Origin of the sequence: Enterococcus sp. AZ035, assembly GCF_050548325.1 — a bacterium.
GTDB classification, from domain to species: Bacteria; Bacillota; Bacilli; order Lactobacillales; family Enterococcaceae; genus Enterococcus; species Enterococcus faecalis.
Window position 1 is genome coordinate 1,731,036 of sequence record NZ_CP172958.1, and the last position, 16,022, is coordinate 1,747,057.

12 protein-coding genes are annotated in these 16,022 nt (G+C 38.4%); all 12 read right to left on the reverse strand.

Translation table 11 applies throughout. From position 1 onward, the window contains the following. Positions 1-34: 34 nt before the first annotated feature. Positions 35-868 (reverse strand): energy-coupling factor transporter transmembrane component T family protein, encoded by an 834-nt coding sequence (locus IGL32_RS08405; protein WP_002356939.1) that lies wholly within the window; start codon positions 866-868, stop codon positions 35-37. After that, positions 865-2,571 (reverse strand): ABC transporter ATP-binding protein, encoded by a 1,707-nt coding sequence (locus IGL32_RS08410; RefSeq protein WP_002380507.1) that lies wholly within the window; start codon positions 2,569-2,571, stop codon positions 865-867. The genes IGL32_RS08405 and IGL32_RS08410 overlap by 4 nt, the downstream gene beginning before the upstream one ends. A gap of 100 nt (positions 2,572-2,671) precedes the next feature. Beyond that, positions 2,672-3,223: an ECF-type riboflavin transporter substrate-binding protein gene (locus IGL32_RS08415; protein ID WP_002356937.1), complete on the reverse strand. Its 552-nt coding sequence runs from the start codon at positions 3,221-3,223 to the stop codon at positions 2,672-2,674. A 229-nt stretch (positions 3,224-3,452) separates the two neighbouring features. Next, positions 3,453-4,808 (reverse strand): phosphoglucosamine mutase, encoded by a 1,356-nt coding sequence (glmM, locus tag IGL32_RS08420; protein ID WP_002356936.1) that lies wholly within the window; start codon positions 4,806-4,808, stop codon positions 3,453-3,455. Continuing rightward, positions 4,801-5,964, reverse strand: a complete 1,164-nt coding sequence (locus IGL32_RS08425; RefSeq protein WP_002379597.1) for a CdaR family protein — start codon at positions 5,962-5,964, stop codon at positions 4,801-4,803. Before IGL32_RS08425 ends, glmM begins: the two co-directional genes overlap by 8 nt. Further along, positions 5,961-6,845, reverse strand: coding sequence for a diadenylate cyclase CdaA (gene cdaA / locus IGL32_RS08430; protein WP_002389035.1), 885 nt, complete (start codon positions 6,843-6,845; stop codon positions 5,961-5,963). Before cdaA ends, IGL32_RS08425 begins: the two co-directional genes overlap by 4 nt. Positions 6,846-7,041: 196 nt before the next feature. Then, positions 7,042-10,773: a pyruvate:ferredoxin (flavodoxin) oxidoreductase gene (nifJ, locus tag IGL32_RS08435; protein WP_002383743.1), complete on the reverse strand. Its 3,732-nt coding sequence runs from the start codon at positions 10,771-10,773 to the stop codon at positions 7,042-7,044. 257 nt (positions 10,774-11,030) lie between these two features. Beyond that, positions 11,031-12,371, reverse strand: a complete 1,341-nt coding sequence (gene glnA / locus IGL32_RS08440) for a type I glutamate--ammonia ligase (RefSeq protein ID WP_002356929.1) — start codon at positions 12,369-12,371, stop codon at positions 11,031-11,033. Between the two features lie 42 nt (positions 12,372-12,413). After that, positions 12,414-12,797 (reverse strand): MerR family transcriptional regulator, encoded by a 384-nt coding sequence (locus IGL32_RS08445; RefSeq protein WP_002388239.1) that lies wholly within the window; start codon positions 12,795-12,797, stop codon positions 12,414-12,416. Between the two features lie 202 nt (positions 12,798-12,999). Continuing rightward, the gene (gene hflX, locus IGL32_RS08450) at positions 13,000-14,241 is read right to left on the reverse strand and encodes a GTPase HflX (RefSeq protein WP_430600033.1); all 1,242 of its coding nucleotides are present in this window, start codon (positions 14,239-14,241) and stop codon (positions 13,000-13,002) included. 3 nt (positions 14,242-14,244) lie between these two features. Continuing rightward, positions 14,245-15,174 carry a tRNA (adenosine(37)-N6)-dimethylallyltransferase MiaA gene (miaA, locus tag IGL32_RS08455; protein WP_002366931.1) on the reverse strand — a complete coding sequence of 310 codons (930 nt, stop codon included), beginning with the start codon at positions 15,172-15,174 and terminating at the stop codon, positions 14,245-14,247. Further along, a complete protein-coding gene (locus IGL32_RS08460; RefSeq protein WP_002379601.1) occupies positions 15,175-15,921 on the reverse strand; it encodes a glycerophosphodiester phosphodiesterase in 747 nt (248 codons plus the stop codon). It abuts the gene before it with no gap. Positions 15,922-16,022 lie beyond the last annotated feature (101 nt).

A 16,022-nucleotide genomic window follows, 5' to 3' on the forward strand; every position in this document is an offset into this window, starting at 1 on the left:
CCGTTCTATTTATAGAACCTTATCAATTTGTTATTTATTGGAATGGATTATAAAACCGACCACCATTCACATGGAACAACCAGAAACTGATTCCTAATAAGCATAAGGCAAGTATCATTACCGAAAAATCACGCAGATGAAAAGGTTGTTGCGCATACCACGTTCGATTTTTCTTTTGACCAAAACGCCTTAATTCCATAGCGGTACTCACAGTTTCAATTCGATCTAAACTAGATAGGATTAAGGGTAAAACGATTTGTGCTACGCCTTTGATTCGTTGGCCTAACCGTCCCTTTTTTGACATCTCATACCCTCGCGCTTGTTGTGCTAAAGAAATATTAAAAAAATCTTCTTGGATATCGGGAATATAACGAATAGCCAGCGCTACTGCATAACTAATCCGATAACTCACACCAATTCGATTCAGGCTGGAGGCAAATTCACTAGGATTTGTTGTTAATAAAAAGATTAATGCCAACGGAATCGTACAGAAATATTTTAAAACTAAATTAAATTCATAAAATAATTCTTCTTGTGTCAAAGTAAACCGTCCGATTCCTTCCCAAATCACGGTACGTGATTGATATAAATCAACCCCATATTCAGGTGCAAAAAGGTAAACCGTTAAGATATTTAACAAAGAAAAAATAGCAATAAATTTAATAACAAAAGATATTTGATGCCATTTAATATTTGATAATTTTAACAAAACAAGCGAAACCACAGACATTCCTAACAGATAACGAGTATCATACGTGGTCATACAAGCCACAGAGACAACGATTAAAAAGACTAATTTGCTTGTGCCGTTTAAGCGATGAATCCAGGTTGAATCAGGATGATAGCCTAACATTTGTCGTTCACTCATCCAAAACGCACCTCACGATCGTAAGCAACAAATTTTTCCGTAAATAGCAAGGGATTTTCCAAGCCTAACGCTTTAGCAAAGGTAAACAAGCTTGTTTCTTTTAAAGAAGCTGCTTGAATTAATTTTTCATCTGTTAAAACAGCAACTGGAGTCGCATCTGCTAGTAAACGTCCATCACAAACTACTAACGCACGTGTTGTATATTCCAACATTAAGTGCATATCGTGAGTGATCATTAAAATAGTCACACCTAAGCGGTTCAATTCTTCTAAAAATGTCATCATTTCTGTATAATGTTTAAAATCTTGCCCAGCTGTTGGTTCATCTAAAATTAATAATTCAGGTTCTAAAACTAAGATTGATGCAATAGTTACCCGTTTTTTCTGCCCAAAACTCAACGCAGAAATCGGCCAGTTCCGGAAGGGATACAGCCCACAAATATGTAAAATATTCGTCACACGTTCCTCAATTTCTGCTTGTGGCACATCTCGTAAAACTAATCCTAAAGCTACTTCTTCAAAAATCATTTTTTTAGAAATCATTTGATTGGGATTTTGCATCACATAACCAATTTTATCTGCACGTTCTTTGATTGAATAATTGGAAAAATCCTGTCCTTCCCATAAAATCTTGCCAGATTGAGGCGTGATGAACCCGCAAATTATTTTAGAAAGTGTAGACTTCCCGGCACCATTTTTTCCTACAATGCTGATCATTTCTCCATGATGAATAGTTACTGAGAAGTCATCTAACACTTTTTCACCGTGACGATCATATTGATAGGACACTTGTTCCAAACGTAATAGTTCAGCTCCTTTGACTGCACTAACTGAACTAGGTTGGACAGACCACTGTGTCATTTTAGGCAAAACCGTTTCGCCTGATACTTCGGCTAATTTGTCTAAATGACTAACTTGTGTTAAATCAATCCCAGCATATTTCATGGCTGTAACGTACAAAGGTTCACGAATCCCTTGTTGGGTCAACGTATCTTGACGTAACAATTCATCTGGCGTTGTATCAGAAATAATTGTGCCCTCATTCATGACAATAATTCGATCAACTGATTCGCAAAGAACGTCCTCTAAGCGATGTTCTATTATTAAAACAGTCGCTTTTGTTTCTTGTTGAATGGTGTCAATCAAAGTCATTGTTTCTTGTCCCGCTCGTGGGTCAAGATTAGCCAAAGGTTCATCAAAAAGTAAAATTTTTGATTGGTTAATTAGAACGCCCGCCATAGATACACGTTGTTTTTGACCACCTGACAAATCTTGTGGACGGTGTTGCAATAACTGATTCAGCTCAACAATCTCGGACCATTTCTGAACCGCTTTTTTCATTTCTGCTTGTTCAACTGCATCGTTTTCTAAAGCAAAAGCAATATCCTCAGCAACCGTTAAACCGATAAACTGCCCATCGGTATCTTGTAAAACAGTTCCTACATCAAAAGACAAATCAAATAGACTTGTTTCTTGGATATTTTTACCAGCAACCGTAGCTGTTCCTTGAATCTCACCTTCATAAATATTGGGAATTAACCCGTTGATACATTGCGCCAATGTTGATTTACCACTACCACTAGGCCCAACGATTAAAACCTTTTCTCCTTCATAGATGGTTAATTGAATCCCCTTTAATGTTGGTTCAGATTGGCTATGATATTGAAAGGAAAAATTATTAAAAGTAATGATTGGTTTTTTCATTCGGCCTCACCTCAGTTTCTCCATAAAAGAAAGGGTCTGAGCATTAGCAAAGTAATTACTAGGGCAGACCCTTAACCATTTAAATTATTTCGACAGTTTCTTAATCTTTTGATAAACTGCCTTTCTTTGTTCTTGTTGATGCATAAGCTTTCATCAACAATGTTCCAATAATCCCCACAGCGACAATATTTGAAACAGTCGCGAATACGCCTTGTGTAAACACTTTACTTGCGGGTTCACTATAAATCAAAATATCCAAGCTAGGCGCGATTAAGCCCCAAACGACGATATTGCCAAAGGCTTGGAAAATATTGAAACGCACCATGTCATTTGTTGTGAATTCACCATGTTGAAGATCCATTTTACGACCAGCGAAGCCAAAAATAATACCAATAATTCCTGAACAAATAATCCAGCTCCACCAAGCGCTACCATACGTGGTAAAATCTTTTAACGTGTGACCGATCAAACCAATTAGCCCTCCAGCTACTGGTCCAAAAACAACTGACATTAAAGCAAGAAATGGATACGACGTTTCTAAGTTCGTATTAGGAATTCCAGTTGGAATTACAACGAATCGACCTAAAATAACAAAAACTGCAGAGCCAATTCCAATTGCTACAATTGTCTTGACGGACATTTTTTCTTTCATTTCGCTCCTCCATTCTATAACTCCATTGATTTACAGCCGCTCCCTTCTTGATTTTATCAAATAAAAAAAGAAGATACGCGGTGCATCTTACTTCTAAAATAGTACCCTTTTAACCGCTCTATGTCAATGATAGACGGAGCTTATTAGCTATTTTCTTTTTTTGATTTCCAACAAAGAAACCAGACACTTAACGCAAGCTAGCATTAAGTGTCTGGTTTCTAATTGGTTCTTATTCAACGCCGATTTCTGCACGTACTACTTCAGCAATTTTATCAACGTAATAATCAACTTTTTCTTGTGTTGGCGCTTCGGCCATCACACGTAACAATGGTTCTGTTCCAGAAGGACGAACTAAAATACGACCTTCGCCATTCATTTCTGCTTCTGCTTGTTCGACAACTGCTTTGATTGCCGGAACTTCCATTGCACCATTTTTATCTGTGACACGAATATTGACTAATTTTTGTGGATAAATCGTCACTTCATCCGCTAATTCAGATAATTTTTTGCCCGTTTGCTTCATAACATTCAACAATTGAATCCCTGAAAGCATGCCATCACCTGTTGTGTTGTAATCTAAAAAGATCATGTGACCAGATTGTTCGCCACCAAAATTGTAATCATTTTTACGCATTTCTTCTACAACATAACGATCACCCACTTGCGTTACCACATCTTTTAAGCCAATTTCTTCTACAGCTTTATGGAAACCTAGATTACTCATCACCGTTGTAACGATTGTATCTTTTTTCAAACGTTTTTTCTCAGCTAAATACTTGGCACAAATATACATGATTTTATCACCATCGATAATTCGTCCTAATTCATCGACCGCAATAATTCTATCGCCGTCGCCATCGAAAGCCAAACCAGCATCTGCGCCTTTTTCAACAACCATTTCTGCCAAAGCTTCAGGATGAGTGGAACCCACACCATCATTGATATTCAATCCATTAGGACTTGTTCCCATTGTATAGAAATCTGTCTCTAAATCCGCGAAGACACGATTGACTGCTGTTGCAGTTGCTCCGTTGGCCGCATCTAAACAAACAGTCATATCTGCTAAATCGCCAGGAATACTTTGAACTAAAAATTGTGAATATTTTAGTAAGCCTTCTGGAAATTCATCTAATGAGCCTAAGCCTTCAGCAGAAGGTCTTGGTAAGGTGTCTTCTTCTGCGTCTAACAATGCTTCAATTTCTGCTTCTTGATCGTCTACTAATTTGAAGCCGTCTGCCCCAAAAAACTTAATCCCATTGTCTTCCGCAGGATTATGTGAAGCTGAAATCATTACGCCAGCGGATGCTTTTTGTAAACGAGTAAGATATGCTACACCAGGTGTTGAAATCACCCCTAATTGGAAAACTTCAATCCCGACTGATAATAACCCAGCAATCAATGCTTGTTCCAACATCTCACCTGAAATACGTGTATCGCGGCCTACGAGAACACGAGGTTTTCTTGAACTATCTTCATGTTGACTCAACACATAACCACCGTAACGCCCTAATTTAAAAGCTAATTCAGGTGTTAACTCCTTATTTGCAATTCCTCTTACACCATCTGTTCCAAAATATTTACCCATTTTGATTCTCCTTAGTCACTTGATTCTCTGTATTTTCAGTTGAACCAGCAGTTGTACTTTCTACTGTTGATCCCTCACTTGTTGTTTCAGAAGTATTTGATTCTACTTGACTGGATGTACTTGGTTGTACTGCTTGGCTACCTGAGCCAACCGTTGTTGAACTTGCAGGTTCCCCTGAAGTTTCATTTGTATTTGATGACTGTTGTTGATTGTACACGGGGGTCAAAGAAACGTCAACCTCATCTGGTGTAACTACGTATTCTCCATTAACAGGAATAGTCACTGATTGTTTTGTTTCTTTGCGAATATCAGAAATATCTACCGGTACTTCAATTGATTCTAGCGTATCTAAAATTGATTGCGGGCCACTGACCCTAACTTGGTACGTTGATAAACTATAATTGTAATGAGCGATCCCAGCAGGTGGCGTACCTGTCATACTAACATTCAGTGGTACATCTTTTGTTGGCGCAGTTAAGCCTACTGTTACTTTGACTTGTGGTGCTGGATTTTCGATACTTAGGACTTGACCTTTGGCATCTAGCGCTTGGACATTTACCGTTTGTTTAATCGTATCAATTGTTTGTTTGGCACTTGAGACTGGCGCAATCACTTTGTCAATTGCTTTTGCTGTTTCTTCTCCAGTTGTTACTTCTACAGTTTTTGGATCTACAGAAATATTTTTTACTTTATAACCTTCTTTTTCAATGTTATCAGAAAGTTGTGCTTCTACATCGAATTTTTTTGTTACTCTCTTTTCAATCGTTACAGTCACTGTTTTCGGTTCAATTTCAGCTGTAACAGCAGAACTTAGTCCCCGAACTGTCAAAGGCACTTCCGAAGTTCCTAATGGCAATTTGGTTAAGTCTGCGACCACTTGGAAATTTCGTGTGTCAGCATTTGATTCCATGTTTAATTGAATGCGGTTCGCACTACGTAAATGAACATTTACACTCTCTTCAAATCCAGAGACATAATATTTGTCTTTATCGTATTGGACTTGGACAGGAATATTATTCAATGTCTCACTATACGTTTGGCTTGAACCTGAATTGGAGGGATTATTGCCTGTTGCATTGGCATTAAAAAATAACAACAATGCAAACAGCAATGAAAGCAAACCATTAAACCAGCTTTTTTGGGAGGCTTTTCTCATTTGCGTTTAACCCCCTTTGTTACATCATCGATAAAATGCTGCAAAGCACTTTTTTTATCTTCCGATGATTCCGAAATTAACTCCTTACGCAAAATTGTTAAATACTCTTCTTGCGTTAGACCAGGAATTAATTCATTGTTCAATGTCAAACTAACGTCACCAGTTTCTTCAGAAACAACAATCGTAATGGCGTCACTGACTTCACTGATACCGACTGCGGCTCTATGGCGCGTTCCAAATTCTTTTGGAATTAAATTGCTTTCTGATAGCGGTAAATACGCACTAGCAACAGCAATTTTTTCATTTTTGATAATCACTGCACCATCATGTAGTGGTGTATTTGGAATGAAAATATTAATCAGTAATTCACCAGTAATATCGGCATCCAAATCAATACCTGTCTCAATGTATTCATCTAAACCGGTATTGCGTTCAATGGTTATCAAAGCACCAATTTTCCGTTTTGACATGTACTGAATGGCTTTGTCAAAGGCCTGAATAATACGCTCATCTTCTTGTTGCGCACCTTTATTCGGGCGGAAAAACGAACTTCTCCCTAGATGTTCCAGCCCTCTTCGCACTTCTGGTTGAAAAATAACAACCGCGGCGATTACACCATACATGATGACTTGATTCATTAACCAAGATAATGTATGTAGACCAATTATCTCACTTAGAATGCGGATAATGATAAAAACAGCGACACCTTTTAATAGTTGGACTGCTTTTGTTCCACGAACAAGCATGATTAATTTGTAAACGAGGTACCATACGACTAGGATATCTATGATATTGATAACAAAATCCTTAGATAAGAAATCCGTTGAGATGACTTGCTGCCAATAATTCAAATCTAATAATTGATTCAATTGAAACGACATCATACCCCTCACTTCTCTCTCAAGATTTCCTAACAAGTATACCACATTATTTTCTTTCATCACAGAACGCAAGCGGAAACATCAAAAAAATTTAGGAACTTTTTCAAATAACTTGAAATTTTTCATCAAAAAATCGCATTTCTAACTAAAAAACGTGTCTAAGCAAAAAGCTCAGACACGTTTTTTTGACTTCTATTTAATCTTGCTCACGTTGTTTTCTCTTGGCTGCTCGTTCTGCGCGGCGGGCAGCCCTTCTTGCTTCCGCTTCCGGATCAACTACGCGTTCTTTTTTCACTCGTGGCTTCTCGTTCTCTGGCGTATTTATTTCTGGTTCACTTTGTTTTTCAAGTTTTGCTCGAATTTTTTCTTCTTGACCAGCTAAACGAGCATAATTATAGAACCGTCTCTTAGCATCATTAATTGTTTTATTAAATAACAATTCCGCTGTATCTGGTTGACTGGATTCTAAGGACGCAAAGCGAACTTGTTGGCGCATAAACTCTTTCATTAATGAAAAATCTGGTTTTTTGAAATCCAATATCATTGGTTCTTTGCCTTTTTCTCGCAATAATGGATTATAGCGATATAAAGACCAGTAACCTGAATGAACCGCGTCTTTCGCTTCTTTCAACGTTTGACTCATCCCACCTGCTAAACCATGTGTAATACATGGTGTATAAGCAATAATAATCGATGGTCCAGGGAATTTTTCTGCTTCTTCAAAAGCTTTAATCGTCTGCATTTGGTTTGCACCTGAGGCAATTTGAGCGACATAGACATTTTCATAAGTCATTGCCATCATCCCTAAATCTTTTTTAGAGGCATACTTCCCACTGGCAGCAAATTTCGCAATCGCTGATGCCGGAGTTGCTTTGGAAGTTTGGCCACCTGTATTGGAATAGACTTCATTATCTAGAACTAACATATTTACATCCGCGCCACTAGCTAACACGTGGTCAATACCGCCGTAGCCAATATCGTAAGCCCAGCCGTCTCCACCAATCATCCACTGACTTGGTTTAACAAAAAGATCTTGATCGTCATAAATTGCTTCCAATAAAGGTTGATTCGTTTTTTCTTCAAGCAAAGCTGCACGTAATTTAGCTGCACGTTGTTGCGTACCTTCACTTTCGGACAGATGTGCTATCCAATCTTCCATCAATAAACGTAAAGAATCACTGGCTACAGAAAAAGCTTTGGTCATTTTACTAGCTAAACGTTCGCGACGCGCTTGCGTTGCTAACAACATGCCGTAACCAAACTCGGCATTATCCTCTAAAAGAGAATTTGACCAAGCTGGACCTTGTCCTTGTTCATTAGTAGTGTAAGGTGTCACACCCGCTGCAGCACCCCAAATCGATGAGCAACCTGTTGCATTAGCAATCAGCATTCGGTCACCAAACATTTGCGTCAATAATTTAACATAAGGCGTTTCGCCGCAACCAGAACAAGCACCAGAAAACTCTAATAAAGGTTTATTAAATTGCGAACCTAAAACAGTATTCGGTTTTGCTGGGTTTTCCTTTTGACGTAACGTCATAGCAAACGCCCAGTTCATAGCCTGCTCTTTTTCTTCTTCATAAGGTTTCATTACTAAAGCTTTCCCTTTAGCTGGACAGGCTTCAACACAAAGACCACAGCCAGTACAATCTTTGACTGAGACTTGGATACGATACTTCAAGCCGTCGGCACCACGTAAATCACGCACAATGAATCCTTCTGGCGCTTCAGTCATTTCTTCTTCATCGGCTAAGAATGGTCGTATCGCCGCATGAGGACATACAAAGGCACACTCATTACACATAGTACATCGATCGCTAATCCACTCAGGTACTTCTAATGCAACTCCACGTTTTTCAACTGCCGCAGTTCCCAAAGGCATCCGCCCATCTGTCATCCCATTTTTCGCTAGTGTCGCAACAGATAACGCATTCCCTTCTTGACGATTAATCGGTTCAACAATTTCATGAACAAAATCACTAACATTTTCTGAACGTTTTCGCGGTTGAACTTCAAGCGTTCTCCACTCTGCTGGAACAGGTACCTGATGCAACAATTCAACGGTCTTATCGATTGCTTGAATATTTTTTTCGACAACTTTCATGGACTTATGACCATAACTTTTCAGTGCTTCTTCTTTTAAAATTGGCAACACTTGCTCAAAAGGCATAATTTCCGCTAATTTGAAGAAAGCTGTTTCCATCGCGGTATTAATTCGCCCACCTAGTCCGACTTCACTAGCTAATTTCACTGCATTGATTGTATAAAACTGAATCTCATTTTCAGCTAGATACCGTTTTAATTGATTTGGTAAAAATCGTGCTAGTTGTTCATCATTCCAAATGGTATTTAAGAGGAAAGTACCGCCCTTTTTTAACCCTTTTACTAAATCATAGGTATGCAAATAAGCGGCTGTATGACAGGCCACAAAATCAGAATGTTCAATGAGGTACGTTGAACGAATGGGTGTCTCGCCAAAACGTAAATGAGAAACGGTCAACCCGCCTGATTTTTTTGAATCATAATAGAAAAAGCCTTGAGCATACTTGTCTGTATGATCACCGATAATCTTAATCGCTGACTTGTTCGCCCCTACTGTCCCATCAGAACCAAAGCCCCAAAATTTAGCTTGATAGGTTTTCGGATTCGTCAAATCAAGTGGTTTGCCAACTTCTAATGAAGTATAAGTTAAATCATCATCAATCCCAATTGTAAAGCGCTTCTTCATGGCAGAACGTTCTTTCATTAATTCATCAAAAACCGCAACAATTTGATTTGGCAGTACATCTTTAGAACCTAACCCATAGCGCCCACCAATAATTGTTGGGCGAATGTCCGCTTCATACATCGCACTTTGGACATCCAATAATAACGGTTCACCACCAGCACCGGGCTCTTTCGTCCGATCCAAGACAGCAATTGCTTTAACTGATTGAGGTACTTTTTCGAGAAATGTTTCAATTGGAAATGGTCGATAGAGATGGACATTAAGAAAGCCAACTTTTCTTCCTTGTTGTTGTAAATAATCAACAGTCTGTTCAATTGTTTGCGCAACTGAACCCATTGTAACGATCACTTCTTCTGCATCTTCTGCGCCATAATACGTCACTAAATCATAATTGGTTCCCCGTAACCGGTTAATTTCTGTCATATATTTTTGAACAATACCAGGTAATTTTTCATAATAAGGATTTATTGTTTCTCGTTGTTGAAAGTGAATATCTGGATTTTGGTTCATTCCACTAACGGAAGGGTGATTCGGATTCATGCTCCGACGATGGAATTCGGCTAATTTCTCTTGATTTACTAAGGGTGCTAATTCTTCATAGTCAAGAACTGCCACTTTTTGAATTTCATGACTTGTTCTAAAGCCATCAAAAAAGTTCATAAATGGAACACTCGCTTCAATCGAAGCCAAGTGAGCCACTGGTGCCAAATCCATCACTTCTTGCACACTGCTTTCTGACAACATAGCAAAGCCTGTTTGGCGTGCGGCCATTACGTCTCCTTGATCACCAAAAATATTTAAAGCATTCGTAGTTAAAGCTCGGCTCGCCACATGAAAAACAGATGGTAATAGTTCTCCAGCTATTTTGTACATATTAGGAATCATTAAAAGTAACCCTTGTGAAGCCGTATAGGTCGTGGTAAGCGCGCCTGTTTTTAAAGAGCCATGGACCACGCCGGCAGCACCAGCTTCCGATTGCATTTCGACTACTTTCACAGGTTGACCAAAGATATTTTTCTTACCTTCGGCCGACCACTGATCAACAAGTTCAGCCATCGTTGAACTTGGTGTTATTGGATAAATGGCTGCTAATTCTGTAAAAGCATAGGAAATATAAGCTGCTGCTGCATTCCCATCCATTGTTTTCATTTTCCGCATGTTTTTCTCATCCTTTATATCTAAAAAATAGAATAGTTGCACGCATATTCTTGTTTATTATAGCGGAATTTCACAAATTTTGAAAGATTTTGTCAATTTTTTTGCTTAAAAATAAAAGAGAAATTGAGAAAAACCCCCTTTTTCCCCTATAAACAAACTATTTCACTGAATTAAAATTACTTTATTTTGTGAAATAGAAATTATCTATTCATTCACAAACTAAAGAACGAAAGAGGAAGATAAGCGTTTCGACTTATCTTCCTCTTTCTAAACATTAAGATTATTAAAAGTAACGGCTTTTAGTACAACTCCAAATATTGTTCTCTTTCCCATTCAGAAACGGTTTGACGGAAGGCTGCCCATTCCATTCGTTTCGCTTCTACAAAATTGGCAAAAATATGACGACCTAATGCATCAATCATTACTTGATCTTTACGTAATTCTTTGATGGCATTGTGTAAGGTTGATGGCAAATCTTCAATTTGTGCATGTTGACGTTCTTCCTCATTCATCACATAAATGTTACGATCAACTGCTGGCGGTGGTGTAAGTTCATTACGAATACCATCCAAACCTGCTTGTAATAAGACAGCCATTGTTAAATACGGATTCGCTGAAGGATCGACAGAACGTAATTCTAAACGAGTCGATAAACCACGAGATTCAGGAACTCGAATGAGTGGTGAACGATTTCTGCCGCTCCAAGCTACATAAACAGGTGCTTCATAACCTGGTACCAAGCGTTTATAAGAGTTCACTGTTGGGTTACATACCGCAGTATAGGCACGGGCATGTTTTAATAAACCACCTAAGAAATGATACGCAGTTTGGCTTAAGCCCATCTCTCCTGACTCGTCATAAAAAACATTACCTTCTTCATTAAATAATGACATATTGCAGTGCATACCAGAACCATTAATTCCAAACAAAGGTTTTGGCATAAATGTTGCATGCAAGCCATGTTTACGCGCAATAGTTTTCACAACTAATTTGAACGTTTGAATATTGTCACAAGCATCAACTACATCAGCATATTTAAAGTCAATTTCATGTTGACCAGGTGCTACTTCATGATGTGAAGCTTCCACTTCAAAGCCTAAACTTTCTAACTCTAAAACAATATCACGGCGACAATTTTCACCTAAATCGGTTGGTGCAAAATCAAAATAGCCACCTTTATCATTCAAGTCAGTGGTAATTTCACCATTCTCATCTAATTTAAATAGGAAAAATTCTGGTTCTGGTCCTAAGTTAAAAGAAGTAAAGCCTAATTCTTTCATATCTGCTAAGGCGCGTTTTAAATTACCGCGGGGATCTCCGGCAAAAGGGGTACCATCAGGATTGTAAATATCACAAATTAAGCGCGCAACTTTTCCATGGTCGCTTTCCCACGGAAAAATCATCCATGTAGATAGGTCAGGGTATAAATACATGTCACTTTCTTCGATACGAACGAATCCTTCAATGGATGACCCATCAAACATCATTTTATTATCTAATACTTTATCTAGCTGACTCACAGGAACTTCAACATTTTTAATTGTTCCCATAATGTCGGTAAACATTAGTCGTAAAAAACGTACGTTTTCCTCTTCTGCAATATGTTTAATCTCTTCTGCCGTTTTGGCTTTTCTTGTCATCGGTCTGATCCCCATCCTTCATTTTTATTGGCTGCTGAAACGTTAAAGCCTTGGTACATTCGATTGGAACGGATTTTGCTGAGTAAGTCCTCCTTGCGAAAGGATTTCGTCGTATAAAATCTGACGAACATCTGCATCGGTTAACGGACGAGTTGCCTCGGCGGTGTTTTTTTGTTCCTCTAATTTCATTTCATACACACGCTTAATCCCTGCCATGTTCAATCCATCAGATAAATAATCTTTAATTTCTAACAAAACATCAATATCATTTAAAGAATACATGCGTCGGTTGCCCTCACTACGTTCTGGATGAATCAATCCCTGTTCTTCATAGTAGCGAATTTGTCGAGCGGTCAAATCCGTTAGTTTCATAACTGTACCAATTGGAAAAACTGACATGGAACGGCGTAACTCTTTTTCTCTCATCTCCATCCTCCTCTCTTAGTTATTTCTTAGAATAACAATAGAATGACAAATTGTCAAGAACTTATGTTAGATTTTCTAACATAAAACAAAAAACCTGATAAATATGGACTTTTCCATCTTTTCACGGCTGATTTTCTCCTACTAATCAAAAAAATAGAAATGATTTGTTTTTACAAATCATTTCTAATCAACTTACCATTTTTTATTCTTTTTCGGATTCAGCCAACCATTTAGACTTTTTTTTCGCAAAGCCTTTCACGATATACCGATTTTCATTTTCAGTATATTCTTCTGAAATCATTAGTGTCATCCGGCGAAGTTCACTTAATAGTTGTCCGTCAGTTGGGCTAATTTCTAATTGATAAGGCTCGAGTAATTCCATCATTTGGGCACGGATAGCTTGAACCAGTCGTTCTTTATCTTCAGAAATTTTAGTTGAGATCAATACATTGGGAAATAAGGTTGGGACAAATTCTTTACTGTCCACTTGATCTCTTTTATTATAAACCGTCAAGCACGGAATATTTTCCAACGCTAATTCTTTCATCAATGTTTGAACTGTGCGTTCATGTTGTAAACGATCTGGCGCACTTGCATCCACCACATGGAGCAGTAAATCCATCGTCCGACTTTCTTCCAATGTCGACTGAAAGGCTTCAATCAGCTGTGTTGGTAAATCTTGAATGAAGCCAACCGTATCGGTCAGCGTAACTTCCATGCCTTGAGGCAATTGCCATTTTTTGGTTAAAGGATCTAACGTTGCAAACAATTGATCCTCTGAATAAGTTCCTGCTGTTGTCAACATGTTGAGAATAGTTGATTTGCCAGCATTGGTATAACCAATCAAGCCAATTTGAAATAGTTCTGAATTTTGTCTTTTCTGGCGGCTTCGTTCACGATGAGCAGTGACTTCTTTTAACTCACGACGGATGCCTAAGATTTTATTCCGAATGTGGCGGCGGTCCGACTCTAATTTCGTTTCACCAGGCCCGCGTGTCCCAATACCTCCTCCAAGTCGGGACAACTGTTTTCCTTGGCCAGCCAAGCGAGGCAATAAATAATCCAATTGTGCTAATTCAACTTGTAACTTTCCTTCTTTGGAGCGCGCACGCAAAGCAAAGATATCCAAAATTAATTGTACACGATCAATTACTCGTACAGCTAACGCTTCAGATAACAGTTGATTTTGACGCGGTGTGAGCTCATGATTAAAAATCACAAGATCCGCTTCATAGGCATCTGTTAATTGAATTAATTCTTCCAATTTCCCCTTACCGATTACGGTTTGTCGATCGACTTGTGGTCGTTTTTGCGTTAAAACAAACACCACTTCTCCATTAGCGGTTTCCGTTAAATTCGCCAGTTCTTCCATTGATGCAGAAAATGTCTGATAATTTTTTTCCGTTTCAACTCCTACTAGAATCACTTTTTCATGAGTGGTCATCGCCTACTCACTCTCCTTCTGTTGTAGCCATTCCGCTACTTCTTTTTCCAACTTGGGCAAATCTGTTGGCTGCTGAACCAAATTCCACCAATGCGCAGCCATTCGATTTCTAAACCAAGTCAATTGACGTTTGGCATATCGCCGCGATTGCTGTTTGACTGTTTCAACCGCCATCTCTAATGATTGTTCACCAGAAAAATACGGGAAAAATTCTTTATAGCCAATACCTTGAGCTGCTTGTGCATGTGGTTGCTGAAACATCTGTTTTGCTTCTTCCAACAGCCCTTCTGTCATCATTTGATCCACCCGCTGATTAATACGCTCATACAATAAAGCGCGATCTGTTTCCAAACCTAACAAATAATAATCATAGAGACGAGCTGGTTTTTCCTTCGGGGTCAAAATACTATAACCGGTTTTATCAAAGACCTCTAACGCACGAATCACTTTTTTGCGATTATTAAAATGGATGCTGTTAGCCGCTAGAGGATCCTTTTGTTGTAATAACAGCCATAAGGCTTGATTCCCTTTTTCTTCCGCAAATAAATTGTACGTTTCTCTAATTTCAGGCGAGTCATCTATCTCACGACTTCCTAGTTGAAAATCATAAAGGAGTGATTGAATATACAAACCTGTTCCTCCAACGATAATTGGTAGTTTCCCTTTTTCAGTAATTTCTTTGATTTTTTGACGACCCTCTTTCTGAAAATCAGCGGCAGAATATGTTTCGCTGACTTCACGGCAATCAATTAAATAGTGAGGAATTCCTTCTTTTTCTGTTTCTGTGACTTTAGCGGTGCCAATGTCTAACGAGCGATAAACTTGCATGGAGTCACCGCTAATAATTTCACCATTAAATTTTTTTGCTAAAGCAATACTTAATGCTGTTTTCCCCACCGCAGTGGGTCCTACAATAACTAATACTTTCTCCAATTATGTTTCTCCTTCTTCTTGCCAATTTTGACGAGCAAATTTTGCTTCCTCAGGAAAATCAGTATGAACACCCGCCAATTTTAGCTGAAAACAATTTTCCATTTCTTCCATCCGATTAACAGTCCACGGCCGCAGCGGTTTGCCAATTGTGATAAGTTCTTTTTCATGAGCCAACACCCAAGACATTTTTGGATGTAAACTATCGACAAGCGCGAATGCCGGTCCCGCTTGACTTAAATCCTCTGCAGATTCATAAATAAAGGCAATTTCTGTCTTAGGATCAGCTTTTTTTAATTTAACTAAACTTGGAAAATAAAAACTGGAATATAAATAACGAAACGGCCAGTTTTTTTGCTTCATTTGTTGGACGATTTTTTTCTCAATTCCTTCATAATGGATAATATCGGTTTTAAGTTCAATATTCAAAAAACCATTGAATTGTTCTTCTACAAGACAATTTAAAACATCTTCCAATGTTGGAACACATTGAACAGAAGGATTTTTCTGAAACCAGCTTCCAGCATCTAGTTGTTTTAATTCGTTTAATGTTAACTGTTGGATTTCACCATGACCATCTGTCGTACGATCCACTGTTTCATCATGCATAACGATTAAATAACCATCTTTAGATAGGTGAACGTCTAATTCAATTCCTTCAGCACCAACACGAACAGCCTCTCTGAAAGCAATACACGTATTTTCAGGATGGGTGCCTTTACTTCCTCGATGTGCAATAATATCTGTCATGCTCTCACTCCAATCTTGTTTATTGTACCATTGGAGTGAGGTGGGTTCAAATAATGTAGAAAAAAGAAGCCTCTCACAAATGAGGGGCTTCTTTTTAAGAT